Origin of the sequence: Microbacterium sp. MPKO10, from assembly GCF_026107415.2 — a bacterium.
Classification (GTDB): Bacteria; Actinomycetota; Actinomycetes; order Actinomycetales; family Microbacteriaceae; genus Paramicrobacterium.
Genome location: NZ_JAPCHX010000002.1, coordinates 129,249 through 153,521, shown reverse-complemented (window position 1 = coordinate 153,521; position 24,273 = coordinate 129,249). Strand labels below are relative to the sequence as shown.

Here is a 24,273-nt window from a genome sequence, read left to right as displayed (position 1 = left end):
GTGACACATGACTAACGTTTCTGGACTCGCTTTTCCTGGCAATAGGGTTGCCGAGCTCCGAGACTTTGTAATCGACGATCCCGGACCGACCGAAGTTCAGATCATGGTCAAAGCATCCGGAATCTGCGGCAGTGACCTGCACACTTATGACAGCCGTTCCGGGCTGCGAGCATACGGCCCTGACGACCCGCGGGTCCTTGGCGAACCGAGAACCGGACGACTGCTGATTGGTGGACATGAGCCTGCGGGTATCGTTCACGCCGTCGGTGAAGAAGTTCGTGATTTTGCCATCGGTGACCGCGTGCTCGCCTACCATATTCTGGGATGCGGCAACTGTCTGAACTGTCGGCGAGGTTACCCCGTCGTTTGCACCTCGAACGAGCGAGCCGCGTACGGTGGCGAACGTGATGGTGGCCACAGCCCGCTCCTTAACGTAGAACAGCGCTCGCTCATCCCAATACCAGACTCGCTGAGCTTCGTCGACGGAGCGATGATCGCCTGCGGCGCTGGCACGGCCTACTCAGCGATTCGCAAGGCAGGGGTGACAGCAGGCAGTCGCCTTCTTGTGACTGGGCTCGGTCCCGTGGGGTTGGCTGTGGCTCAGATCGCGTCGGACATGGGAGTTGAGGTCGTTGGCTCAGACCTGAATCCGGAGCGACTCTCGGGTGCTCGAAAGCTTGGATTGCACCACGGTCTGGCACAAAGCACAGGAGACGCGGCGACGGCAGAGATCATGGATCTTACAGACGGCCTAGGAGTGGATGCCTCCATCGACTGCACTGGGGCCGCCTCTGCTCGTGCATTGTGCATCGAAGCCGCGGCTACTTTTGGGCGAGCGATCTTCGTCGGCGTGGGCCGACAGCCGCTGAGCTTCGACCCCACAGTCCAGGTGATCTCGAAAATGCTGACCATTCAGGGTTCGTGGGTCTCCAGCCAAGCGGAGATGCAAGAACTAACGAGTGTGCTCGCACAACGCGATCTGCACCCTGAGGCGCTCGTCTCCGAGACCTTCACTCTCGACGAGGGGCCAGCCGCCTACGCCAAATTCGCAGGCGGGGCGACCGGAAAGCTCGTACTCACATGGTGAGGACGGTGCGTCTCACTTCCTGCAGTCTTGATGTGACAGTGGATCTCGATCGCGGCGCAGAGATCTTGTCAATACGGCACTCCCCCACTGACACCGAGGTCCTCATGGCAACGCCATGGGCTGAAGACGCTCTTGCACTCCGGCCGGTACCCGCAACCTACACAGCTGATGCCAGCGAGGCTCCATGGCAGGCCAGCTATGCCGGAGGGTGGCAGACGCTCTTCCCTCACGCGGGGGCCCCACAAATGGTCGACGGAAAGTTGCGGCACTATCACGGAGAAGCGTCTATCGTTCCCTGGGTAATCGACACGGCAAGCAATGGGCATCTTGAAGCCCATGTTTCGCTGGACAGCGTTCCTGTACGAATCGATCGAGTCATCAGCCTTGAGAACGGCACCGTACGTCTCAGCGACCGAATCGAGAACCTCGGCGATACCGTCATCACGTATGACTATCAGTCTCACCCGGCATTCGGAGCGCCGTTCTTGGAGGGCGGGTGCAGGATAGTTACGGATGCCGTGACTTACGTTCCGCATCCCGGCATCGACCTCGGAGAGTTCGAGCCTGGTGTCGCAGTCAGATGGCCGAATGCAGAATCACGATTCGGGGGATCGGAGCTGGCTACGATCCCCGATCGACATTCGAAGACGCTCCGTCTCGGTTGGCTCACAGACTTCACACACCGCACCGTCGCGATCAACAACCCTCGGACAGGCCTCACTGCCGAGCTGTCATGGTCCGATCCGATACGGAAGTACGCGTGGCTTTGGCAAGACGCGGGTGCCGATACTCGCGAGCCGTGGAGTGGCCGCGGCTACACGACTGCAATCGAACCTTCTACCCGCACTACGGTCTTCGAGGATCGAGGTTCCCCTGTCTTGCATTCCGAAAGCCATGTCGTTTTCACTACCCAATTAACTCTTCACACTGAAGAATTCGCCGCAAAGGAGCGCGCACAATGAACTCATTAAACGACTCTGAGATCGACAAGAATGAAGCGAGACCTCGACCTCGCGAATCGGTGACCGAGAAGATCGGGCTCCCTCGGGGAACACCCTGGGGCATCGTTGCAACAACCATCTTCGTGGTCGGTGATGCACTAGAAGTAACGTGGATTTCCAGTTTCTTTTCGTCTGACATCGGTATCGCGCTCAGTCAAGCTGCGTGGATTATTACCGTCTTCGGCATCGTAACCGCTGTTGCTTCCTACGCGGTCGGTCCATTGGTGATGGTCATGGGCCCTCGCAAGGTGATGTTCTTGGGGTTCATCGGTTGGATTGTCGCTGATATTCTCTTCATCGCTGTCGCGTTGCCCACGCAGAATTACTGGTTGATCCTCGTGACCTATGCGATCCGTGGCGTCGGCACCCCTCTCTTCGCGTTCGCATTCGTCACGTGGCTGAACGCTCGTGCCTTAGCTGGGAGAGAAGCCCGAACACAGGCATGGTTTTGGTTCTGCATCAGCGGCGGACAGCAGATCATCGGTGCTGCTATCGCGGCAACTCTGCTTCCCGTCATTGGCCCGATTCATACGTTGTGGGTTGGTCTCGGAATAGCCATAATCGGCGGACTCATCGGGGTGACTCTCGTCCGGGATCCAGAAGATGCGAAGGTACAGCCCACCTCGACCAGTTTCGCTGAAAGCTTCGCCTCGGCAGTCTCGATCGTATGGCGCGAGCCGCGGGTTGGCGTGGGCGCGATCGTGAAACTGATCAACATCGCTGGCATTTTCGCCATGATGGTGTTCTATGTTCCATATCTCACGACGGAGATCGGAATCCCGGTCGGCAATGCAGTGTTGACGTTCACGATTCTCGGCATCACTGGCGTGCCAGGAAACCTCGTGTGGGGATGGCTGAGCGACAGGCTCGGCTGGGCCAACACCATCCAGTGGGTAGCGAGCCCAGTCAACGCCATCGCGATCGCACTTCTTTACTTTGTTCCGCAATGGATCGGTCCGAATTTTGTCGCTATCTCCGCGCTCATGCTGTTCTGGGGGATCGGCACGTCCGCTTATGTACCGCTGTCTGCGTTAGTCCCTGCACTGGTTGCAAAGAGGGAACAGCCTGCGGCTCTGGGAACCGTTACGTTGGCGACCGGCGTGGGGCAGTTGATCGGACCGGCTATCGTTGCGGCTCTACTCCCGATGATCGGTTTCCAAGGAGTTGCCTGGGCTGTCGTTGGAATGTACGTATTGTCACTTCTGCTCATGTTCTATGTTCAACTCCCTGGGCGCGCGCGCACCACGGCTTCCATCTCGCCTGAAGACGAAAAGGTCACATCATGAAAATCGCAGTCGCCGGAGCCGGCGGTGGAGTAGGGAAGATCGTCACACATGCGCTCAAGCGCTCGCATCAGATCCGTGGAATCGACCGCGATCCGAGTGCAGAAGGAATTGCACACGAGTGGGTGACGGCCGACCTCAGTGCACACGACCAAACCCTTGAAGCTCTCAAAGGCGTCGATGTCGTCGTCAACCTTGCGGGACTCAACGGACCAATACCCCTTCCCGAATGGGAAGCCCACAACACGAACGTTGTCATTTCGTATAACGTGCTGAGCGCAGCTGCGGAACTCGGCATACGTCGTGTCGTGCAAGCGTCGAGCGTGAATGCAATCGGGCTCGCCTGGAGCAGATCACCCCAGTTCGACTATTTCCCCGTCGATCTCAAACACCGATCCCGCACTGAAGACGGGTACAGTCTGTCGAAATTCATTCAGGAGCTTCAGGCCGACTCGGTCACGCGAAGGCACGACGGTCTCAGCGTGGTGAGCCTCAGGCTTCATGCCGTCTTGAAGGACGTCACACAGGCACAAATTGCGCTGGAACATCTTGGCCCCAGTTGGGCCATCAACGGACTCTTCGGATACTGCACCGAGGGGTCGGTAGCTGACGCAGTTGAGCGCGCGTGCAGCGCTTCAATTATCGGTCATGAAATTCTCTGGATTGTCGAGTCGGAAACTCTCGTCGATGAGGACTCCAGAACGCTGGCGGCCAGGTATTACCCCGATGTGCCTTTCGCCGCTTCGATGACCGGCCGCTCATCGTTCTTCGATACATCGCGTACCCGTGAGGTTCTCGGGTGGACGCCGTCGACCGAAGGCACACCGCAACCCGGTCTCATAACGCTCTAGCACGCAAAAAGGATCTGAACTGAGCTCAGAGCGTCTCACTGACCAAGGCCGTAAAGTCCTGTGAGAAATCCACCGCGCTCTCATTGTTCGACTCCGAACGACACCGAAATGGCCCGGCCATCGCAACTCGCGATGGCCGGGTTCGTGATTGTGCGTATCCGCCGAGGTCAGCGTGTCTCGATCAGCTCGGGTTCCGCTGGCGCCTCATCTGCCGGCTTCTCGCCGTGCGCGTCGGGCTCAAGGCTCAGCTCATCGAACGGACGCTTTCCCGCGAACACGGCGCGAGCCTGCTCGGCGTCGATCTCTTTCGTCCACTTGCCGATCAGCACCGTGGCTACCGCATTGCCCGTGAAGTTGGTGAGCGCGCGGCATTCCGACATGAACTTGTCGATGCCCACGATCACGCCCATGCCATCCAGCAGCTCGGGCCGGTGCGACTGCAGCCCCGCCGCAAGCGTCGCAAGCCCCGCCCCGGTCACGCCGGCAGCGCCCTTCGACGCGATGATCATGAACACGAGCAGCGAGATCTGCTCGCCGACGCCCATCGGCATCCCCATTGCTGTCGAAACGAAGATCGATGCCATGGTCAGGTAAATCGCCGTGCCGTCAAGGTTGAACGAGTACCCGGTCGGCACCGTGACGCCCACCACGGTCTTCGACACGCCCGCGTGCTCCATCTTCGCCATCAGGCGCGGCAGGGCAGACTCTGACGACGATGTCGAGAAGATCAGCAGATACTCGCGGGCGAGGTAGCGCATCATCTGGAAGATGTTCAGCCCCGTGACGACTTTGAGCAGCGTTCCCAGCACCACGACGATGAACAGCGCGCAGGTGAGATAGAACGAACCCATCAGAATCGCCATCGAGCCGATCGCGGCCCAGCCGGTGTTGCCGACGACGGCGGCGATCGCACCAAAGGCACCGATCGGCGCGGCCCACATGATCATCATCATGAGCTTGAAGACGACAGCCTGAATGTTGCGGATGCCGGTGAGCACGGGCTCTCCGGCCGTGCCCATCGACTGCAGAGCGAAGCCCACGAGAATCGCCAGCACGAGTGTCGGAAGCACGGGAATGTCGCCGGGAATCATGCTCATCAGGAAGTCCACTGTGCCGTTCGACTCGCCGCCCGCCGACGCATCATATGGCTCGAGCTTCAAACCGCTTCCCGGGTGCACGAAGTTGCCGACGACAAGCCCGATCGCGAGAGCGAAAGTGGCCATTACAAGGAAGTACAGCATGGCGAGCCCGCCGACTTTGCCCACTGTGGCGGCACGGGCAACGGAGCCGACGCCGAGCACGATGGTGCAGAAGATGATGGGGGCGATGATCATCTTGATCAGCGCGACGAAGGCGGTTCCGAGCGGTTTGAGGCTCTGACCGACGTCGGGAAAGATCAGGCCGATTGCCGCGCCGAGCACCACCGCGACGATCACGAAGATGTAGAGCCAGTGCGTCCTGTCCTTCTTGCGAGCGCGCGGGCTGACCGCAGATGTCTGCGGTGACTGTTCCTGTGGCTTCGTTGCCATGCCGACTCCTCATTGTGGTCCGGTTCAGATTCCTCCCTATGCTGGTGTGCGGCGCGAGTGCTGTCTCGGTTGCGTTCATATCGGTCACGGTCGATGTCGCCCACAGCCGCCTCGAGCGTGCGAAGCTTGTCCCGTCACACGTCAGGGAGGATGCTGATGAGATTGCGCGGCACCGCCGCCGCACAGGCGAAGCGACGTTCACAGTCGCTCGCCGCCCGGCTCTTTCTCGCCCAGCTGGTTCTCGTGGTGATCGTGTGCGCGGCGCTGAGCATCACTAGCTATGTGACAGCGCGTGCCGAAGCGCGGCAGGCGACGGCATCCCGTGTCTTGAGCATCGCCGAGACTCTCGCGAACGACCCGTACGTATCGGATGCTGTGGCCACAGCAGACCCGTCAGCGACACTGCAGCCGTATGCGCTCACGGTGATCGCCACCGCCAAGGTGGACTTCGTGACCATCATGGACAGCGATCGCACACGCTATACGCATCCCGACCCGGAGCAGCTGGGAAAGCCGTACATCGGCAGCATCGATACGGCGCTCGACGGGCACAGCCAGGTGGAAGAGTACGTCGGCACGCTGGGCCCGTCAGTGCGGGCGATTGTTCCCATTTTCGATGACGCGGGATCCGTGACTGCGATGGTGTCGGTCGGCGTCACACTCGAGACGCTATCGCTCGCCCAGGCAGCCGCACTTCCCGAGACGCTCATCATCGCACTGGCAGCGATCGCGATCGGCGGTATCGGATCGTGGATCGTCAGTCGGTACCTGCGCCGGGTCACTCTCGGATACGGGCCTGAGCAGTTGAAGAGCCTCTTCGCATTCTACGATTCGGCACTGCACTCACTGCGCGAGGGTCTCGTGCTCGTCGATAATCGCGGCCAGCTCGTCCTCTACAACGACCAGGCCGCCGAACTTCTGGGGTTGCCGGCCCGAGGAGAGCACAATCCGATTCCCGTGGCTGAGCTGAGCCTGCCAGCATCCGTGCGCTCTCTGCTCGCGTCGGGTCGGGATGCTGACGATGAGATCCATCTGACGAAAGACCGTGTTCTTGTCGTCAACCAGAAGCAGGCGACCCAGCCCGATGGCGGCACGCGCATCCGAGAGGGCAGTAGGGGAACCGTTGCAACGCTGCGCGACCGCACGGACATCCAGCAGCTTACGGGCGAGCTCGAATCGATGACGACGCTGTCTGAGGCGCTGCGGGCACAGACGCACGAGCACGCGAACCGACTGCACACAGTGGCGACGCTCATCGAGCTGGGGCGTGAACGCGAGGCCCTGGACTTCGCCGTGCGCGACCAGCAGGAATCGCAGAGACTCACCGACTCGTTCGTGCAGTCGCTCGACGAGCCGTTCATCACCGCTCTCATGATCGGCAAGGCCGCCCAAGCGCATGAGCGCGGCATCGAGCTGACGATCACGGCGGCGGGCGAGCTCCCGCCCGATTCTCTCGATGCGCGGGATCTGGTCACCGTCACGGGCAATCTCCTCGATAACGCGTTCGACGCTGCGGCAGGCTCAGACGCGCGGCATGTCTGGGCGGACTTCGCGGCGGCCGATGGTGAGCTCATCATCACGATCGCCGATTCTGGCCCGGGCATCGACTCTAGCGAGATCGATGCGATCTTCCATCTCGGTGAATCGAGCAAGGCCGCTCCCCCACGCTCGGGCGGCCGTGGGTACGGACTCGTGCTCGTGCGGCAGGCGGTGACTCGGCTCGGCGGAACCCTCGATGTCGACTCGGATGGCGGGGCGATTTTCACGGTGACATTGCCCGTGACGCCACACCGCAACGAAAGTGAGCACGACGAAGGAGACGCTGATGGCAGTTGAGCGCAATCTACGAGTGCTGATTGTCGACGACGACCCGCTCACAGCCGAGGCGCACGCGGATTTCGTCCGTCGCGTACCGGGCTTTGAGGTCGACGCCGTCGTTCTGACCGGATCGGATGCCCTTGCGCGATTGGATGCTGCGACAGCATCCGGGTTCCCCGTCGACCTCGTGCTGCTCGACATGAATCTGACCGACTCGCATGGCCTCGACGTTGCCTATCGTATGCATCAGAAGGGACACGGGGCGGACATCATCGCGATTACGGCCGTGCGCGATCTGCAGGTGGTGAAGTCGGCGATCTCCACCGGGGTGACGCAGTATCTGATCAAGCCCTTTACGTTTGCGGTGTTTCGCGAGAAGCTCGAGAACCAGAGAGCATTCCGGCTGAATTTGACGAACACCGGCTCGCTGGCGACGCAGGCATCGGTGGACAATGCGTTGAGCGCGCTGCGTTCGGTGTCACCGACGCGCCTTCCGAAGGGGCTTCTCGAAGAGACGCTTGCCGCGATCTCAGCGGAGCTGAGGCGGGCGGAGGCTCCTCTCTCGGCGACGGAGGTCGGAGAGCGCCTCGCTCTGTCTCGGGTAACGGCGCGCCGTTATCTGGAGTACCTCGCCGAATCGAAGCAGGCTCAGAAGCAGCCGCGGCACGGTACGCCGGGCCGCCCGGAGTACGAGTACCGCTGGGGATGAGAATGACAAATATTCTTCAGGTTGAATCCATGCTCTCTTTATACGATCTCAACGAGTACGCGTGGGAGGCAACAACTCACGACTGTAGCCCCCAGTCGATCGGCGCGACGCAAAAGTATGCGCTTGACACATCGTGCATTCGAGCGGTTCACGGCATCGACACCGGCCCGCCGACACGGGTGAGAAATGGGCCGAGCTCGTCGAGAAGCGCGTCAGGCTGATCGATGGGAATAATGTGTCCGCTGTCCTCGATAAGCGCCTCGGTCAGGTCCACCGCTATCGGTCGAAGTTGATCCGCGAGCGCGGAACCGACTGTTTCCGCCCCGATCGCCAGGGTCGGCACTGTCAGCTTCGCAGCCGCCGCAGCGACTACGAGTTGCTCTGCCGACTCTGGGAGAGCCCTGTAGTAAGCGAGCGGACCCCGCAAGCCATCGCGCCGTGCGAATGCAGCATGAAGGGACGCACGGATTGCGTCGGGAACGCCCGCACCACGCGTGCCCGAGGCGAGGAACCAATCAACGTACGAAGACTCATTACCCGCGAGAACGGTCTCGGCCAGACCAGGGACGGCATGAAACCCGAACCACCACGGCGGGCCGGACGAGAAGAACTTCTCTGCCCCAGGAAGCTTACCCAGAGTTCCTTCCATGAGCACCAATCCCTCCACTCGTTCCGGATGCTGATGAGCAAACAGGAAGGCCGGAGCAACGGATGCGTCGATGGCAATCACAGGGGCGGAGGCCACTCCGAGAGCATCCGTCAGCTTCTCTATATCGTTGGCCAGGGCCGCGGCATCGTATCCATCGACCGCGTGAGAGCTTTCGCCAAAACCGCGGAGGTCCGGGGCGATGACTCGTCGGGTGCCACAGAGTCTCTCGATGATTGGCGCCCAGATGCGCCAGGTGTGCGGAAACCCATGGAGCAGAATGATAGGCGGCCCGTCGCCGATTACCGCGGTGTTGATTTGGATTTCGCCCACGTCGATTCGATGCTCGATGATGTCCATAAACTCTCCAGTACCTTTTAGTTATCATGTAACCGTAGGTGATCCGGCGATTGGCCGGAAGACGGCACTTTCGTATCAGGCGGTGAGCCCCAGGTGACCAACAAACTTTCGAATACTGCGGCTTCGCTACGGCGAGGCGACCTGTTTGATCCGAGCTGCCCCACCCGTCAGCTGCTTGACCGGATCGGCACCAAATGGACATCGATGGTGATCAAAGTTCTGGCCGAATCCGGTGAGGTCAGATTTGCAGAGCTGCGACGACGGGTCCCCGGAATCTCGCAGAAAATGCTCTCAAGCACGCTGCAAAGTCTTACGAAAGACAGCCTTGTCGCCCGTCGTGTGGAAGAGAGCGTCCCTCCTGCGGTGCACTACCGGCTCACGCCTCTTGGCTGGTCTCTCGAAGCTCCGCTTTCTGCGCTCCGTGCGTGGGCCGAAGAGAATATGCCGTTGATAGACGGGTCGAGTTCTCCAGACTAATCACGCGTTACTCTCGGCCGAGGGTGATGAAACTCGCACTCCGCGTGGGCAGTGCGAATCGCACTGGGCGCAACGGCACCTCCTTCGCTGCGCATGTAAACGGGCATACCCGGCCGCCAATGTCAGTGGGTCGTCGTACTCTCTAATTCCCAACCACGGAGGCTTTCGAGAGCGCCCCCGCTCTCATTGAAAACGCTTCAGCCGTTCCCCTCCGTTTCGATCAGCGTGTGTGCGCGGTACGTCCGTGATGCGCGCTGCTGTCAAAGGAGAGTAATGCCGCACGATCAAGACATCCCCCCCCTCAACCGACTCGCGCCCCGTACGTCGCCCACCCGCCCAGGCAGAGGCTCGTGTACGCGAGCACACCGCCGCAGGGCAACCCAGCACAGGACTCGTGGTCAGCGCCCCAGCGTCCGCGCGCGCGACGCCGAGGGTCTCCATGGCTTTTCGCCAGCTTGGGTGCGGTAGCTGGCCTCGCGCTCGGCCTCCTGATCGGACTGGTTATCATCCCCGCCACGGCCAACCAGATCGCGCAACGCATCGAGGCCGCTGCACCGAATCCGTTTGAATCGGCACTCGAAGCCTGCAATCTCGACGACAGTCCACACGCGACAATCGGCGACGACGGAGCCTCCCTCGAGTTGCAGACATTCGGCGATGAGGCGTCCGGGATCGGCCCCGAAGAGTTCATGTGCGTCACGGACGAACTCGACATTTCAGACGCCGTCCTCAGCCGCATCGAAACCACACGTGCCCTCGATGGGCGCCAAGAAGCATCCTGGGGCGATTTCACCGCCTCATGGACGTACCACCCCGACAACGGACTCAACATGCTCATCGAGCGTGCGCCCCACGATGAGTCCTGATCTTTCCCTCACCACCCCAACCGCAGAAGGAATCCTCATGACTGACACCACACAGTTCGCCCCGCAGCCGGCCTCTCAACCGCCCGCGTACCGGCCTCCCGCATCAACCAAGTCGTTCGTCGCGACCTGGCTCCTGTCGTACTTCCTCGGCGTCTTCGGCGTCGACCGCTTCTACCTGGGCAAGGTCGGCACGGGCATCGTCAAACTGCTCACGATCGGCGGCTTCGGCATCTGGTGGCTGATCGATCTGATCCTCGTGCTTGCCGGAGCTCAACGCGACAAGAACGGACAGCCGCTCGCCGGATACGCCGAGCACAAGAAACTCGCGTGGATCGTGACCGCGGCGCTCATCGTGGCATCCATTGTTCTGTCATCCGTCACGAGCGCGATGAACGGCGGCACTGACGTCGACGCCGCATCGGTCGCCGCAGAAAACACCGACAGCGACACGGATGCTGACGCTGCAGCCGAGCCTCCGGCCGACGACGCTGAGGCTGAAGAAGCTGACGAGCCCGCAGAACCTGCGGAACCGACAACCCCTGAGTGGGCAGACAGCACCTTCGGCTCGTTCGAACCGATCAGCGCGTCGGGCTCCGGCGACGATGTCGTCGCGCTGCCAGACGGCGCGTCAGCGGGCATCGTGGCGGCCAGCTACACCGGATCGGCAAACTTCGTCGTCAACGTGATCGACGCGAACAATGAGATGACCGGCGATCTGCTCGTCAACACGATCGGTGCCTACAGCGGGACGACCGTGTATGGATTCACGTCGCTCGGCGACGGCGTCAACCTGCAGATCACCGCGAGCGGGCCGTGGGAGCTGACGATCTCTCCGGTCTCGACAGCATCCGCCCTGCCTGATTCGGGCACCGGCGATGGTGTCTACCTCTACGACGGGGATGCTGCGAGCGCAACGATCAGCCACAGCGGCAGCAGCAACTTCGTCGTTCAAGAAGAGAACGGCAAGGCACTGTCGATCGGACTGCTCGTCAATGAGATCGGCACCTACTCGGGAACCGTGCCGGTGAGCGCCGGCCCCTCCGTGATCACGATCACGGCGGACGGAGACTGGACGATCGCGATCGGCTGATCGCCCACGAACGAGCGCAGGGAGGCAACCCGAATGCCTCCCTGCGCTCTTAACATGCCATCAGGACCACCCAGGCTCGTCCACCCTTGACGCGTTGCTAACATGGCGATCATGGACATGACAGGAGAACGCGATCTGGGGTTCGTGACGTACGACGTCCCCCAATCCTTTTTCGCGCCACTCCCAGACGATGAACTTGCTCGCTGGGAAGAATGATTGAGCGCGAGGTGCTCGACGCCTTTTCCCGTCCGAATGAACTAAGTCAGCGCTGAGCGCAGCGTCTCAAGCGTGTCAGCAATGATGTCAGCGAGAGGCTTCTCGTCGTCACGGCCGAGCCACTCCTGCACCGAGACATAGAGCAGCGTGACACAGGTCTCGGCCAGCAGCGATGCACGCGTCGGCTGCACACCCCGCGCGACCAGCGCCTCGTAGGCGACCCGCCCCACGGCTTCACGCTTCTGCAGATCCCGCTCCCGCAGTCCAGGATCTGATCTGATGATCTCGCCGCGCATCCGCAGATCGTCTCGACGCCCCTCAAAGCGCGTCTCGGCAAACGTGCGCAGACTCTTCATGATCACGTCAAGCGGCTCGTCTGACGGCGATGCATCCGCCAGAACCTGCGCGGCATTCGCCGGGATGTCCTCACTGCCGAAGACGATCTCGCGCTTGTCGGCAAAGTACCGGTGAAACGTGCGCGTGCTGAGTCCCGCACGCGCCGTAATCTCGGGCACAGTTGTCGCCGAGAATCCCTGCTCGGCAAAAAGTTCGAAGGCCGCCTTCTCCAGCCGTCCACGCGATCCCGGTTCCCATCTCGCCACGGTTCAAGACTACCTGATGTCACGTCGTGTCATCACAGTGCTACAGTGATGACACGACATGTCATCACATCGGAAATGGAGCAGACAATGAGCAACGACGTATGGATCCTCGGCGGCGCAGGCCGCTTCGGGCGAGTGATCGCGGCTGAGCTGCGGAAGCGCACCATCAGCCCCGTCCTGGTCGGCCGGAACGCCGACCGCCTCGCCACAGCAGCACATGACGACGACAGAACACTCGTCACCCCGTCGATGAGTGACATCATCGCGGAAATCCGCCGGCAAAAGCCCGCCGTGGTGATCAACACCATCGCCCCCTTCGCAGAAACGGCAGGGCCGATCATGGATGCAGGCAGTCACTACATCGATCTCTCCAACGATGCGAAGGGTGTCGTCGCGCTGCTCGCCCGCGACAACGAACGTGCCGCCGCGGGCCGCACTGCTGTGACGGGTGCCGGATTCGGCATGGCGGGCACCGAGAGCGCACTGGTGAATCTTCTCGAGGATCAGCCGACGCCCGACCGCGTGAGGGTCGACATGATTCCTTCACTCGACGTGGAAGCAGGAACGGTCGGAGAATCGCTTGCCACCTCGATCTTCGAGGGACTGACCTATCGCGAGCCAGGGCTCGCTCGGCTGGCCAGCAGTCCCACACGGCTCATGCTCCCCGATGGCACCGCCGTGACAACGGCGAGCATGCCTCAGGGGGACCTCATCGCCGCCCGGCGTGCGAGCGGTGCGCGTGAGGTCGTCGCCGCCTCAAGCCAGGCACCCTCCGGGCTGATGCGCGCCGCCCTCCCGCTGCTCGCCGCCGCGATCAGCATCCCTCCCGTGCGCGCCGCCCTTCAGCGCCGGTTCGCTCGTGTGACCGTGAAGGCCGCCCCGCGTCCACGCGAGTACTCGTGGGCGCACGCGCGTGCCGAGTGGACTGACGGCACCACCCGAGAGAACTGGCTGCGCGTCCGCGATGCGTCAACGTTCACGGGAGCCGTCCCGGCAGAGATCGCACGCCGGCTGCTCGATGGCGCGGGCCGACCCGGCGCCTTCACGCCAGTTGCACTGTTCGGTCCGTCGCTGGCAGAAGCCTGCGGTGCCGAGTTCATGCCAGGGCTCGTCCCAGCCTGACCGCGGAGGTGGCGCGGCTTCGTCACGCCGCGTCACAACACCGAGCAGCGATGCACCCGGGCAATACAATGAGCAGGTGCCGATCCCCGACAATTCTGCGCCCCTCGTCTCCGACGAACACCCGGCACACGCCGCATCGGTTCTCGCAGCGTTCAATCGCGCGACGAACAGGCTGATCGCGGGCACCCGGTTCGCCCTCCTCGGCACGGCGGATGCTGTCGCCGCACTCACGCAGATCGTGCACGGCATGGGCGGGCACACCGCCCCGACTGCCGAAAGCGACGTTCTCATCCTCATCGGAGCGCTCTCCGACGATCAGACCACCGACGCACTCGGGTGGCTCAGCGCGGAACCGGCAACCGAGGAGCCACGACTGCCGATCATCGTCGACGCCGCCGGCGCGCTGCGTGACGCAGCATCCGAGCTGGCGCAACGTCTGACCGCGACCGACCGTGTGCTCCCCGACGGACTGCGCGCCGCCCACGCGCCCCGCGGCAACATCGCCATCGTCGACGCCGCCACCATGAGAACTGCGCCGCACAGCAGCGCCCCCACACCAGACAACTTCCGTGCCGACCGCGGCTCGGCCCGCATCGACTGGGCGGCGAGCGCCATGCCCGTCACCCGAGAACTCGCCTCGCGACTGGCGCGCAGCGGTGCCGTGCGCGGGGTGCGCATCGGTGTCGTTCTGGTGCTCGAGCCGAAGACCGCCGTGCTCGCGATCGAACTGACACGAGCCGGTGCGGACGTCCGTGTATTCGCGCCCGCGAACGAGGTCGATCCGGATGCTGCCGCCGCACTGCGGGCCCGCGGCATCGTCGTGCTCGGCTCCCCCGATGCGACGGCGGATGAAGATGCCGAGCTGGCGCTGGACCTCGTGCGGTGGCAGCCTCAGCTGCTCATCGACGACGGTGCGCATCTGATCCGCCTCGTGCACGAGCATCCTGAGGCACTCGCTGAGCTGCGTGGCGCCGCGGAGGAGACCACGAGCGGCGTCCGGCCCCTCCGCACCATGGCCCGTGACGGCGCACTGGCCGTCCCCGTCATCCCGGTCAACGATGCCCGAGTGAAGACGCTATTCGACAACCGCTACGGCACAGGCCAGACGTGCGTCTTCGCGATCGCCGACGTGCTCGACGACGCGCGCAACACTGGAATCAGCACTGTCGACCCGCTCACCGCCACGTGGCTCGTGCTCGGCTACGGTCCCGTCGGCGAGGGCGTCTGCCGGCACGCCCGGGCACTGGGCGCACGCGTTGTCGTGGCCGAGATCGATCCGGTGCGCGCGCTCGCCGCCGAGGTCGACGGGTTCGAGGTGATGACGACCCAGGATGCTGCGCGGCAGGCCGACATCATCGTGTCAGCGACCGGTGTGCGCGGCACGATCGACGACGCGGTGATTCGAGCGGCGGCCCCGCGCGCGATCATCGCCATTGCGGGCGGCACAGACGGCGAACTGGATGCTCCCGGAGCGACGTGGACCGATCGGGCGCCCCAACTCAGCGAACTCACACTCGGTGACCAGCGAGTTCTCGTCCTCGCCCACGGACACGGCGTGAACTACACGGCCGGCGGCGGCAACCCCATCGAGATCATGGATCTCTCGTTCGCCGCGCAGGTCGCCGCCATCGAGCAACTCACCACGGCCGGTGTGCTGACGGAGTCCTCAACGCTCGCCACCGGGCTGCACGACCTCGAGCGTGAGCGTGAGGACGAGATCGCCCACCTCGCCCTGTCGACGCGGCGGCATGCGGCAGCATCCGCTCCCCCTCGTTCCCCCGCAACGACCGCGAAGGCGCCCGCGCCAGAACGCAGCCGGTACTCGCGCATCGCGGCGATGCCTCCGACGGCAGAGGCCGCCGACACTGTACAGGCGACAGTCACCGTCTACAGCGCCTCCCTGGTGATCCCCGTGACGGCACCGCGCATTCGCGACGGGGCCATCGCCGTGCGCGGCGACCGGATTCTGCACGTCGGCGAGCGCCGCTGGGTGCTGCAGTCCCTGCGCGACGCGGGCATCGACTTCGTCGAAGAGCACTGGGACGGCGTGATCACACCGGGCCTCGTCAATGCCCACACGCACCTGCAGTACACGCGCATGGCCGACGTGGCGACACGACGGTACGCCGGGTTCGACGATTGGGCAGCCGCCTTCGACGCCGTCTACGACCGCGATGGCGCCGAGCACGACTGGAGCGCCGCCGCGGCCGACGGAGCCCGCCTGGCCGTCGCATCGGGCACAACCGCGCTGGCCGACGTCGTCACCGACCGCGAGGCGGTGTCAGCCCTGCACGATACCGGGCTGCACGGGATCGCCTACTGGGAAGTCATGGGCTGGAGCAACGCCGACTGGCGAGCGCACGGCCGCGACGCCGCGATCGCGGATCTCGACAGCATGCCCGCCTCGCCCGGTGTCGGCGTCTCACCCCACGCCCCGTATTCCCTCGAGGTTCAGCCACTCCTCGACATTCCCGACGTCGTCCGCAACCGCGGCATGCGGCTGCACATCCACCTCGCCGAGGCGCACATCGAGAACGAGAACGTTGAGAGCGACGATGCCTGGGTGGGGTTGAATGCCGAGAGCTTCCGTGCTCTGCGGAGCCAGGGCGTCGGCGTCAGCTCGACGCAATTTGTCGACCAGCTCGGTGTCCTCGGGCCCGACTGCCACATTGCGCACGGCATCTATATGACGGGACGCGACAGGTCGCTGTTGCGCGCGCGAGGAACCTCGGTTGCGCTGTGCCCCCGGTCGAACGACGTGATCGGGCTCGACGCGCCGCCCGTCGCCGCCTACCTGCGCGAGGGCAACCTCATTTGCGTCGGCACCGACTCGCTCTCGTCATCGCAGAGCCTCGACCCGCTCGCCGACGTCGCACAGTTGCACCGTATCGCCCGCGAGCAGGGATACGCCGACTCCGACTTGCACCAGAGACTCTTCCACGCTGTGACGCTGGGCGGAGCACACGCCCTCGGCCTCGGAACCGGGACGCAGCGCGTCGGGCAGCTCGCCGTCGGCGCCCTCGCCGACCTCGCCTTCTTTACCGTGGACGACACCGCACCGCGCGAGGCCCTCAGCCAGCTCGTCGAGGCGGGCGAGGGAACCTGCCGGCGCACCATCGTTGCCGGGCAGACGGTCTTCCACCGAGAGGAGCGTTGACATGACGCACCAGGAGCAGCCGGAGTTCGATGCGATCCGCGAACTATCGCTTGAGCAGCATCCCGAGGGCGGTTGGTACCGGCGCACATACACGGCATCGGATGCTGTCACGACACCGACCGGCGAACGGCCCGCCGCAACGCTCATTCACTTCTGGCTGCGCGCGGGCGAACGTTCCGACTGGCACGTCGTCGTTTCGGACGAGATCTGGCTGTGGCACGGCCCCGGAGAGCTGCGCCTTGAACTCGGCGGCACGGGCGACCAGCCGCGCAAGACGGACGACGGCGGCCTGCTCGCCTCGCCCGGCACACCGCACGCGAGGCAGCAGTTCCTGGTGCCCGCCGGATGCTGGCAGCGCACAGTTCCCGGTGACGCAGACGTGCTCGTCAGCTGTCTGGTCACGCCGGGCTTCGACTTCGCCGATTGGCGGCTCGCCGACTGACTGGACCTGCCGGTTTCGCAACATTTCGTCATCGCGATGCCGGAGGCACGCATCGACGGTAACCTTGTTGGTTGGCGCACTCTCCCTCCCTGCGCCCGCAGTCCTCGAGGAGTATCCGTGATGAGAAGAACCGCCGTCCGCTCTGCCGTCATCGCCAGTGCCGCCGCCGTTATGTTGGCGCTGTCCGCCTGCTCGGCATCCGGCACGCAGGAGAGCGGGAGCAGCGACTCCGAGCTCGAGACTGTCACTCCGGGAACCCTCACGATCGCAACGGGTGAGCCCGCGTACAGCCCCTGGGTCGAAAACGACGACCCTGAGTCAGGCGAAGGTTTCGAAGCCGCGGTCGCCTACGCCGTCGCCGAGAAGCTCGGCTTCGACAAGTCAGACGTGACGTGGATCCGCACGCCGTTCGACACGGTGATCGCGCCGGGTCCGAAAGACTTCGACATCAACATCCAGCAGTTCTCGGCAAACGAGGACCGCGAGAAGGCCGTCGATTTCTCGTCTCCGTATTACGAGACCACGCAGGGTGTCGTGAGCGTTGAGGGCAGCCCGGCTGCCGATGCGTCAAGCCTCGCCGACCTCGCCGATGTGAAGGTCGGCGTCGCCGCAGGGTCGACATCGATTGCCGCGGTGAAGGAGGCAATCGGCACCGATCCGGCCATCTTCAACAGCAACGAAGACACCGTCCAGGCACTCATTTCGGGCAACATCGACGCACTCGTCACCGACCTGCCCACAGCGTTCTACAACGCGAACGCCGTGCTCGACGACGGCGTACTCGTGGGGCAGTTCGAGAGTTCTGCCGGCGGCGACGAACTCGCCTTCCTCCTCGAGAACGATTCCCCGCTCACGCAAGCAGTGACCGACGCGGTCGATGCGCTCCGCGAAGACGGCACGCTCGATGACCTCGCCGAAACTTGGCTCGCCGACAACGCCGGCGCCACCGTCCTGTCGTAGGAGGCCTCCCACACCCGTGACGAACGCCACGCAGCCCGAGGCAACGCTCGACGAGCGTCAGCCGAGCCAGGTCGAACTCGACAGGCGCGCCTTCCGGCGAAAGCAGAACGCACGCTCACTGCTCATCAGCATCGCGAGCACAATCATCTTCGCCGTTCTGGTGTGGCTGCTACTGATCAACAGCCCCGGCTGGAGCGACGTCCAGCGTTCCTTCTTTGACCTTGACACGGCGATCTCGTCGTTCCCGCAGATCATCGTCGGGCTCTGGCTCAACATCCAGGTGCTGTTCTTCGCGGCGATTCTCGTGGGAATCTTCGGCTCCCTCCTCGCAATCGCGCGAACGCTGCGCGGTGCCGTCTTTGCCCCGTTCCGCCTCGGCGCCGCGATCTACACCGACTTCTTTCGCGGCATCCCGCTTCTTCTCGTTCTCTACCTCGTCGGCTTCGGCGTGCCGGCCCTGGGGTTCACTGAGCGATTGCCGATGCAGTTCTGGGGAACAATCGCTCTGACACTGACCTATTCGTCGTACGTGGCAGAGGTTCTGCGCGCGGGCATCGAGGCGGTTCACCCCTCACAGCGCATGGCGGCCCGCTCGCTCGGCCTCGGCTATTCGAAGACGCTGCGCCTCGTCGTGCTGCCGCAGGCGGTGCGCAAGGTGACTCCTGCGCTGATGAACGACTTCGTGTCGATGCAGAAGGACGTCGGGCTGATCTCGGTTCTGGGGGCCGTCGATGCGATCCGCGCGGCACAGATCGAAGTGGCGAGCGTCTACAACTTCACGCCGTACGTCGTCGCCGGCATCCTCTTCGTCCTCCTGTCGTGGCCGATGATTCGGCTGACCGACTGGTACACCGCACGGGCACAGCGCCGTGAGCAGATGGGCGGCCAGGTATGAGCGAGCACACGTCTCGGCCGGTGCTGCGCGTCACCGGCGTTCACAAAAAATTCGGCGACACCGCGGTGCTCAAGGGCATCGACATCGAGGTGGCCCGGCACGAGGTCGTCGTGCTCATCGGTGCCAGCGGATCGGGAAAGTCCACGCTCCTCAAAACGGTCAACCTGCTTGAAGGCGTCGACGACGGCCAGATCTTCTTGCAGGGCGATGACATCACCGACCCGCGTGTCAACGCCGACCGCATCCGCGCCCGCATCGGTGTGGTGTTTCAGCACTACAACCTCTTTCCCCACCTCTCCGTCCTGAAAAACATCACGCTGGCCAGCCGCAACGTCTTCAAGATCGACAAGGCAACGGCCGAGGCACGCGGGCGCGAGCTGCTGCGCCGCATCGGGCTTGAGGAGAAGGCAACCGAGTACCCCGACCGGCTCTCCGGCGGGCAGCAGCAGCGCGTGGCAATTGCGCGGGCGATTGCCACAGAACCAGAACTGCTGCTGCTCGATGAGATCACGAGCGCTCTCGATCCCCAGCTCGTCGGCGAAGTGCTCGATCTCGTTGGTGAGCTCAAGCAGTCGGGAAGCACGATAATGATGGCAACGCACGAAATGTCGTTCGCCCGTCGGGTCGCCGACCGCGTCATCTTCCTCTCACAGGGCCGCATCGTCGAGGCGGGCCCGCCCGAGCAGATCTTCGACGACCCGCAGCAGCCCGAGACAAAAACGTTCCTCTCGCGTCTGCGTGCCGCTGAGCCCGGCGCCTAACGGCGAGCTGCACCGGCAGCATCCGGAATCGCCCAGCACGCGCGGCTTAGAATAGGGGCGTGACTTCAACAACTGCGCCCGAACGCGTCTCGGTCAACGACGTCGTCCGGTTCGTTCTCGAGATCTTCGCCTACATCTCGCTGTGCCTGTGGGGCTTCATCAACTTCGACCTGCCGTGGAACATTGTCGTCGGCATCGGCGCTCCCGTGATCGCGATCATGCTCTGGGCACTGTTCCGCTCCCCCAAAGCCGTGTTCCAAATGGATCCGTTCGGCAAAGCAATCGTCGAAATCGCGGTGATGGGCACCGCGGTGTTCGCCTGGTGGGACATGGGGCAGATCATCGTTGCAGTGATCTTCGCCCTCGTTGCCGTGACCAGCGGCGTCATCAACGGGCGCCGCGAGCTCAGCTGAGATGACGGACGTCATCGCGCAGCTCACCGACGCGCTCGGAGAGGCGGTGGTGACGGATGCTGCGCGGCTGGGCGCCGCGCAGGCCGACGAGTCCGGGCACCGCTCGAGCGCTCCCCCGCTCGCCATCGTGAACGCCCGCTCCATCGACGACGTCCAGGCCACCATGCGCATCGCGACGGCGACGCGCACACCCGTCGTCACACGGGGCGCGGGCACCGGTCTCGCGGGCGGCGCCATCGCAGCATCCGGCGAAATCGTGCTCTCCACGCTGGCGATGGATCGCGTCCTCGAGATCAACGCCGACGATCTGCTGGCCGTGGTCGAGCCCGGCATCCTCAACGGCCGCTTCAACGAGATCCTCGCCGAACAGGGGCTGTGGTTCGCACCGGACCCGGCGTCGCGAGCGATCTCAACGGTTGGCGGCAATATTGCCACGAACGCGGGCGGCCTGCTGTGCGCCAAGTACGGGGTCACGCGCGACGCCGTGCTCGGCCTGAAGGTCGTGCTGCCTGATGGTCGGCTGCTCACGCTCGGCCACCGCAGCGTCAAGGGGGTCACGGGTCTTGACCTCACGGCGCTGATGGTCGGGTCGGAGGGGCTGCTCGGGGTCATCGTCGAGGCGACGGTGCGCATTCGCCGGGAGGTTCCCGGGACGCTGGCGACCATCGCTTCGTTCTACCCGGGGGTTCGGGATGCTGCCGCGGCCTCTGCCGCTATCACGGCCGCAGGCTTGCAGCCCGCCGTGATGGAGCTCGTCGACCCGACCGTGCTGCGCGCGATTGATCGGCACGTCGGCAGTTCGCTTTCGGCGCGCGGCAACGCGCATCTCGCCGTGCAATTCGACGGCCCGGGCGCTGCAGAAGACGCCAAACGGGCACTAGCGGTCATCGCCGACGTGGGCGGCGACGCCGATCTCACCACCGACCGGGCCGAGGCCGACGAACTGCTGGCCGCGCGGCGGGCCGCCCACGGTGCGATCGCGGCGATGGGGACGACGCTCATCGAGGACGTCTCGGTTCCCCGCACAGCGCTGCCGGCAATGTTCGATGCGATTGCCGAGATTGAGAAGACCTATGGCCTCACGATCCCGACGCTTGCGCACGCGGGAGACGGCAATCTGCATCCGAACTTCGTCTTCGCCGGTCCGGACGTGCCCGATGAAATCTGGGATGCCGCAGGCGAGCTGTTCACCGCAGCGCTGAAGCTCGGAGGCACTCTCACGGGCGAGCACGGCATCGGCATCCTCAAGAAGCGGTGGCTCGGTGACGAGCTCGGCGATGATCAGCTGCAGCTTCAGCGTCAGATCAAGCAGGTCTTCGACCCGCTCGGCATTCTGAATCCCGGCAAGGTTTTCTGAAATCCGGAACGGCATCTGGAGTCGTTCCGATGCTGACCGCGATCTCCCGGCACAGGATTATCAGCAAGATCCCGGGCGAGAGCCTATGCTGGAGTGACTGAAGTCTTCGAGCACCTGACGTGGAGGTCCCCCATGCTCGCCAATCTCTCCGGATGGCACCTCGTCATCATTCTGTTCATCATTCTGCTGTTGTTCGGTGCTCCGAAGCTGCCCGGCCTCGCCAAGAGCGTCGGCGAATCGATGAAGATCTTCAAGAAGGAAGTCCGCGAGGTCACGGACGACGGCGACGCAACGACGACGGATGACACTGCCACGTCGACGGCAGACACCACGACGACGCGCTCAGACGCCGCGTAGGCGCCCAGCACCACGCCGGCGTAAGTGCTCTGCGCTGGGACTCGTGATCAGAACACCAGCACTGCACTTGCAGTGCTGGTGTTCTCCATGCGCTCACCCCGTCACGCCTTATGAATGTCACACGACACTCGGCCGCGCGTCGCGCGTCTAGGGTACGCACGATCGCGCGCGTCCACCAACGCCACGCACGGCGGTAGGCGTGATGGCCCCTTGGCAGTCGCATTCTGATGCCCACTGACCATACGGTTGCAACACTTTCTCATATAGGCATATGATGCTCGTATGGCACGAGCACCGACAACTTCTGATGTGTTCAACGCGATTGCCGAGCCGCAGCGCCGGGACATCCTGACGCTGTTGCGTGCTGGCGAACGGCCCGCAACGGCGGTCGCTGACGAGCTGGGAATGACCCAGCCTGGAGCTTCGAAGCACCTGCGAGTGCTCCGAGAGGTCGGCCTCGTGAAAGATCGCCGAGAGGGTAAGCAGCGTTTCTACGCCCTTGACGCTCGTGGCCTGCAGTCGGTGCACGAATGGGCGGGCGGCTTCGAACAGTTCTGGAATGAGAGCTTCGACCGGCTCGACGCCTACGTGCAGCAGCTGGCACAGGAAGACAGGAGCACGATCTCATGAGCGACAGCGAACACAACGCCTCCACACAGTCAAAGTCTGACCGTACGACAGTAATCTCTCGAGTTATCAATGCACCGCGAACGCTGGTGTTCGAGGCGTTCAGCGAGGTGCGGCACCTTTCACAATGGTGGGGACCACACGGCTTCACGACGACCACACGCGATTTCGAATTCCGAGTCGGCGGGGTGTGGAGCTTCGTCATGCACGGGCCAGACGGCACGGACTATCCCGAGTGGATCATCTGGACCGAGATCGCTCGGCCGGAGCGTATCGTCATGCTGCACGGCGAGTTTCGCGATGATCCGAATGCGTTCGAGTCCATCCTCACGTTCGAACCGACCGGGGACGCAACTCAGATCGAGATGGTGACGGTGTTCCCTACCGCAGAGCTACGCAACGAAGCAATCGAGAAGCATGGTGCAATCGAGGGCGGGAAGCAGACGCTGGCCAATCTTGCCGCCTACGTCGTTGAGACGCAGGAGGGCGCGAACAGGTGACCGTCAACGATGCCCCATTCAGGTGTCGAAATGTGCGGTTCAGAGTGCGAAATCGCGCAAAGTTCGACATTTGAACTCGGTCGGCGCGCTACGCCCCCAGCCAACGACGGCTTGTTCGCATACGCGTGGCGATACTAGTCGGCGTTCTTCAGCTCCACAGCTGCAGCCTCGTCGACGATGACCGTTGCACGCTCATGCACCTGCAGTACCCACCCAGGCAGCGCGACCGCGCCCAACTCAATCGAGGTGGGCGCCATCGCATTGTGGGCAGTCGTCACAAATGGCGAGGTTTCTCGATGAAACGTCACACTTTGTGACGACTGCCCGCCGACGGCGCCGTCAGAGGCCCTGCCACGAGGGCTTGTTGGCGTACGCGTGACGATAGTAGTCGGCATTGGCCAGCTCGGCAGCGGCCTCCTCGTCGACGATCACCGTGGCACGGCGGTGCAACTGCAGAGCTGACCCCGGAAGGGATGCTGTGACGGGGCCCTCGACAGCGCCAGCGACTGCCCGCGCCTTGCCCGACCCGAATGCCAGAAGCACAAGGTGTCGCGCACTCTGAATCGTGCCAAGACCCTGCGTGATGCAGTGCATCGGAACCTCGTCTTCCGAGGCGAAGAACCGTGCATTGTCGCGGCGGGTCTGTGCCGTCAGCGTCTTCACACGGGTTCGTGAGGCGAACGATGACCCGGGCTCGTTGAACCCGATGTGACCGTCGGTGCCGATGCCGAGGATCTGCAGGTCGATGCCGCCTGCCTCCTCGATCGCCGCTTCGTAGTCCTCGCCCGCGTGCTCGATCGTTTCGAGCGCGCCGTTCGGCACGTGCACGCGCGACGGCTTCAGTCCGAGCGGCTCGACGACCTCGCGGGTGATCACGGAGCGGTAGCTCTCAGCGTGCGTCACCGGTAGGCCGACGTACTCGTCGAGCGCGAACGCGGATACGGACGAAAGATCCATCTCATCGCGCCGGGAGGCGAGCGCCCGATAGACCGGCAGCGGGGTCGACCCGGTTGCCAGCCCGAGCACTGCGCTCGGCTTCGCGGCGATCAGCGCGATGATCTCGTCGGCGACGAGAGCGCCCGCTTCATCCGCGGAGGGGACGATGATGACTTCAGCCATGTGTCTTATTCCTTCTGCATTCTTGCGA

The 24,273-nt window shown here is 63.6% G+C and carries 25 protein-coding genes; 20 read left to right on the top strand and 5 right to left on the bottom strand.

The features are described 5' to 3' along the window. Positions 1-7 precede the first annotated feature (7 nt). The 4 genes from OK352_RS05385 to OK352_RS05370 are packed head-to-tail and all read left to right on the top strand — an operon-like array spanning position 8 to position 4,222. Complete coding sequence (locus OK352_RS05385; protein ID WP_265140424.1) at positions 8-1,087, top strand: zinc-binding dehydrogenase; 1,080 nt, start codon at positions 8-10, stop codon at positions 1,085-1,087. Further along, the gene (locus OK352_RS05380; protein ID WP_265140423.1) at positions 1,081-2,049 is read left to right on the top strand and encodes a DUF4432 family protein; all 969 of its coding nucleotides are present in this window, start codon (positions 1,081-1,083) and stop codon (positions 2,047-2,049) included. The genes OK352_RS05385 and OK352_RS05380 overlap by 7 nt, the downstream gene beginning before the upstream one ends. Continuing rightward, positions 2,046-3,374, top strand: a complete 1,329-nt coding sequence (locus OK352_RS05375) for an MFS transporter (protein WP_265140422.1) — start codon at positions 2,046-2,048, stop codon at positions 3,372-3,374. The genes OK352_RS05380 and OK352_RS05375 overlap by 4 nt, the downstream gene beginning before the upstream one ends. Further along, entirely contained in the window at positions 3,371-4,222 is an 852-nt protein-coding gene (locus tag OK352_RS05370) for an NAD-dependent epimerase/dehydratase family protein (protein ID WP_265140421.1), read from the top strand. Before OK352_RS05375 ends, OK352_RS05370 begins: the two co-directional genes overlap by 4 nt. Positions 4,223-4,389: 167 nt before the next feature. Here the strand turns inward: OK352_RS05370 and OK352_RS05365 are convergent, their stop codons facing one another. After that, the gene (locus OK352_RS05365; protein WP_265140420.1) at positions 4,390-5,751 is read right to left on the bottom strand and encodes a cation:dicarboxylate symporter family transporter; all 1,362 of its coding nucleotides are present in this window, start codon (positions 5,749-5,751) and stop codon (positions 4,390-4,392) included. Between the two features lie 156 nt (positions 5,752-5,907). On the opposite strand from OK352_RS05365, the gene OK352_RS05360 reads away from it, so the two are divergent. Together OK352_RS05360 and OK352_RS05355 are read left to right on the top strand one after the other, a co-directional pair. Next, a complete protein-coding gene (locus tag OK352_RS05360) occupies positions 5,908-7,587 on the top strand; it encodes a sensor histidine kinase (protein WP_265140419.1) in 1,680 nt (559 codons plus the stop codon). Further along, on the top strand, positions 7,577-8,278 hold the full coding sequence (locus OK352_RS05355) for a response regulator (RefSeq protein ID WP_265140418.1): 702 nt from the start codon (positions 7,577-7,579) through the stop codon (positions 8,276-8,278). Before OK352_RS05360 ends, OK352_RS05355 begins: the two co-directional genes overlap by 11 nt. A gap of 148 nt (positions 8,279-8,426) precedes the next feature. On the opposite strand, the gene OK352_RS05350 is transcribed toward OK352_RS05355, so the two are convergent. Continuing rightward, complete coding sequence (locus OK352_RS05350; RefSeq protein ID WP_265140417.1) at positions 8,427-9,284, bottom strand: alpha/beta fold hydrolase; 858 nt, start codon at positions 9,282-9,284, stop codon at positions 8,427-8,429. A 93-nt stretch (positions 9,285-9,377) separates the two neighbouring features. Between OK352_RS05350 and OK352_RS05345 the strand changes: the two genes are divergently transcribed. The 3 genes from OK352_RS05345 (at position 9,378) to OK352_RS05335 (ending at position 11,717) form a co-directional block, all read left to right on the top strand. Then, complete coding sequence (locus tag OK352_RS05345; RefSeq protein ID WP_265140416.1) at positions 9,378-9,761, top strand: winged helix-turn-helix transcriptional regulator; 384 nt, start codon at positions 9,378-9,380, stop codon at positions 9,759-9,761. Positions 9,762-10,111: 350 nt separating this feature from the next. Next, a complete protein-coding gene (locus OK352_RS05340) occupies positions 10,112-10,627 on the top strand; it encodes a hypothetical protein (protein ID WP_265140415.1) in 516 nt (171 codons plus the stop codon). A gap of 37 nt (positions 10,628-10,664) precedes the next feature. Further along, a complete protein-coding gene (locus OK352_RS05335; RefSeq protein ID WP_265140414.1) occupies positions 10,665-11,717 on the top strand; it encodes a TM2 domain-containing protein in 1,053 nt (350 codons plus the stop codon). A gap of 257 nt (positions 11,718-11,974) precedes the next feature. On the opposite strand, the gene OK352_RS05330 is transcribed toward OK352_RS05335, so the two are convergent. Continuing rightward, positions 11,975-12,535, bottom strand: a complete 561-nt coding sequence (locus tag OK352_RS05330; RefSeq protein WP_265140413.1) for a TetR/AcrR family transcriptional regulator — start codon at positions 12,533-12,535, stop codon at positions 11,975-11,977. An 87-nt stretch (positions 12,536-12,622) separates the two neighbouring features. Between OK352_RS05330 and OK352_RS05325 the strand changes: the two genes are divergently transcribed. From OK352_RS05325 to OK352_RS05275, 11 genes are all read left to right on the top strand, one after another. After that, positions 12,623-13,657: a saccharopine dehydrogenase family protein gene (locus tag OK352_RS05325; protein WP_265140412.1), complete on the top strand. Its 1,035-nt coding sequence runs from the start codon at positions 12,623-12,625 to the stop codon at positions 13,655-13,657. A gap of 76 nt (positions 13,658-13,733) precedes the next feature. Beyond that, the gene (locus OK352_RS05320; protein ID WP_265140411.1) at positions 13,734-16,814 is read left to right on the top strand and encodes an adenosylhomocysteinase; all 3,081 of its coding nucleotides are present in this window, start codon (positions 13,734-13,736) and stop codon (positions 16,812-16,814) included. A 1-nt stretch (position 16,815) separates the two neighbouring features. Beyond that, on the top strand, positions 16,816-17,256 hold the full coding sequence (locus tag OK352_RS05315) for a cupin domain-containing protein (protein WP_265140410.1): 441 nt from the start codon (positions 16,816-16,818) through the stop codon (positions 17,254-17,256). Positions 17,257-17,376: 120 nt separating this feature from the next. Continuing rightward, positions 17,377-18,216, top strand: a complete 840-nt coding sequence (locus tag OK352_RS05310; protein ID WP_265140826.1) for an ABC transporter substrate-binding protein — start codon at positions 17,377-17,379, stop codon at positions 18,214-18,216. A gap of 16 nt (positions 18,217-18,232) precedes the next feature. Further along, complete coding sequence (locus OK352_RS05305) at positions 18,233-19,111, top strand: amino acid ABC transporter permease (protein WP_265140409.1); 879 nt, start codon at positions 18,233-18,235, stop codon at positions 19,109-19,111. After that, positions 19,108-19,872, top strand: coding sequence for an amino acid ABC transporter ATP-binding protein (locus tag OK352_RS05300; protein ID WP_306387773.1), 765 nt, complete (start codon positions 19,108-19,110; stop codon positions 19,870-19,872). Before OK352_RS05305 ends, OK352_RS05300 begins: the two co-directional genes overlap by 4 nt. A gap of 59 nt (positions 19,873-19,931) precedes the next feature. Continuing rightward, on the top strand, positions 19,932-20,285 hold the full coding sequence (locus OK352_RS05295; RefSeq protein WP_265140408.1) for a YrdB family protein: 354 nt from the start codon (positions 19,932-19,934) through the stop codon (positions 20,283-20,285). A 1-nt stretch (position 20,286) separates the two neighbouring features. Further along, positions 20,287-21,642: an FAD-binding oxidoreductase gene (locus tag OK352_RS05290; protein WP_265140407.1), complete on the top strand. Its 1,356-nt coding sequence runs from the start codon at positions 20,287-20,289 to the stop codon at positions 21,640-21,642. A 93-nt stretch (positions 21,643-21,735) separates the two neighbouring features. Then, a complete protein-coding gene (gene tatA, locus OK352_RS05285; RefSeq protein ID WP_306387772.1) occupies positions 21,736-21,999 on the top strand; it encodes a twin-arginine translocase TatA/TatE family subunit in 264 nt (87 codons plus the stop codon). Between the two features lie 282 nt (positions 22,000-22,281). Further along, positions 22,282-22,629, top strand: coding sequence for an ArsR/SmtB family transcription factor (locus tag OK352_RS05280; RefSeq protein WP_265140406.1), 348 nt, complete (start codon positions 22,282-22,284; stop codon positions 22,627-22,629). Beyond that, positions 22,626-23,126 carry an SRPBCC family protein gene (locus OK352_RS05275; protein ID WP_265140405.1) on the top strand — a complete coding sequence of 167 codons (501 nt, stop codon included), beginning with the start codon at positions 22,626-22,628 and terminating at the stop codon, positions 23,124-23,126. Before OK352_RS05280 ends, OK352_RS05275 begins: the two co-directional genes overlap by 4 nt. A gap of 134 nt (positions 23,127-23,260) precedes the next feature. Here the strand turns inward: OK352_RS05275 and OK352_RS05270 are convergent, their stop codons facing one another. Both OK352_RS05270 and nagB read right to left on the bottom strand, forming a co-directional pair. Continuing rightward, complete coding sequence (locus OK352_RS05270; RefSeq protein ID WP_265140404.1) at positions 23,261-23,404, bottom strand: hypothetical protein; 144 nt, start codon at positions 23,402-23,404, stop codon at positions 23,261-23,263. Between the two features lie 61 nt (positions 23,405-23,465). Then, the gene (gene nagB / locus OK352_RS05265) at positions 23,466-24,245 is read right to left on the bottom strand and encodes a glucosamine-6-phosphate deaminase (protein ID WP_265140403.1); all 780 of its coding nucleotides are present in this window, start codon (positions 24,243-24,245) and stop codon (positions 23,466-23,468) included. Between the last annotated feature and the right edge of the window lie 28 nt (positions 24,246-24,273).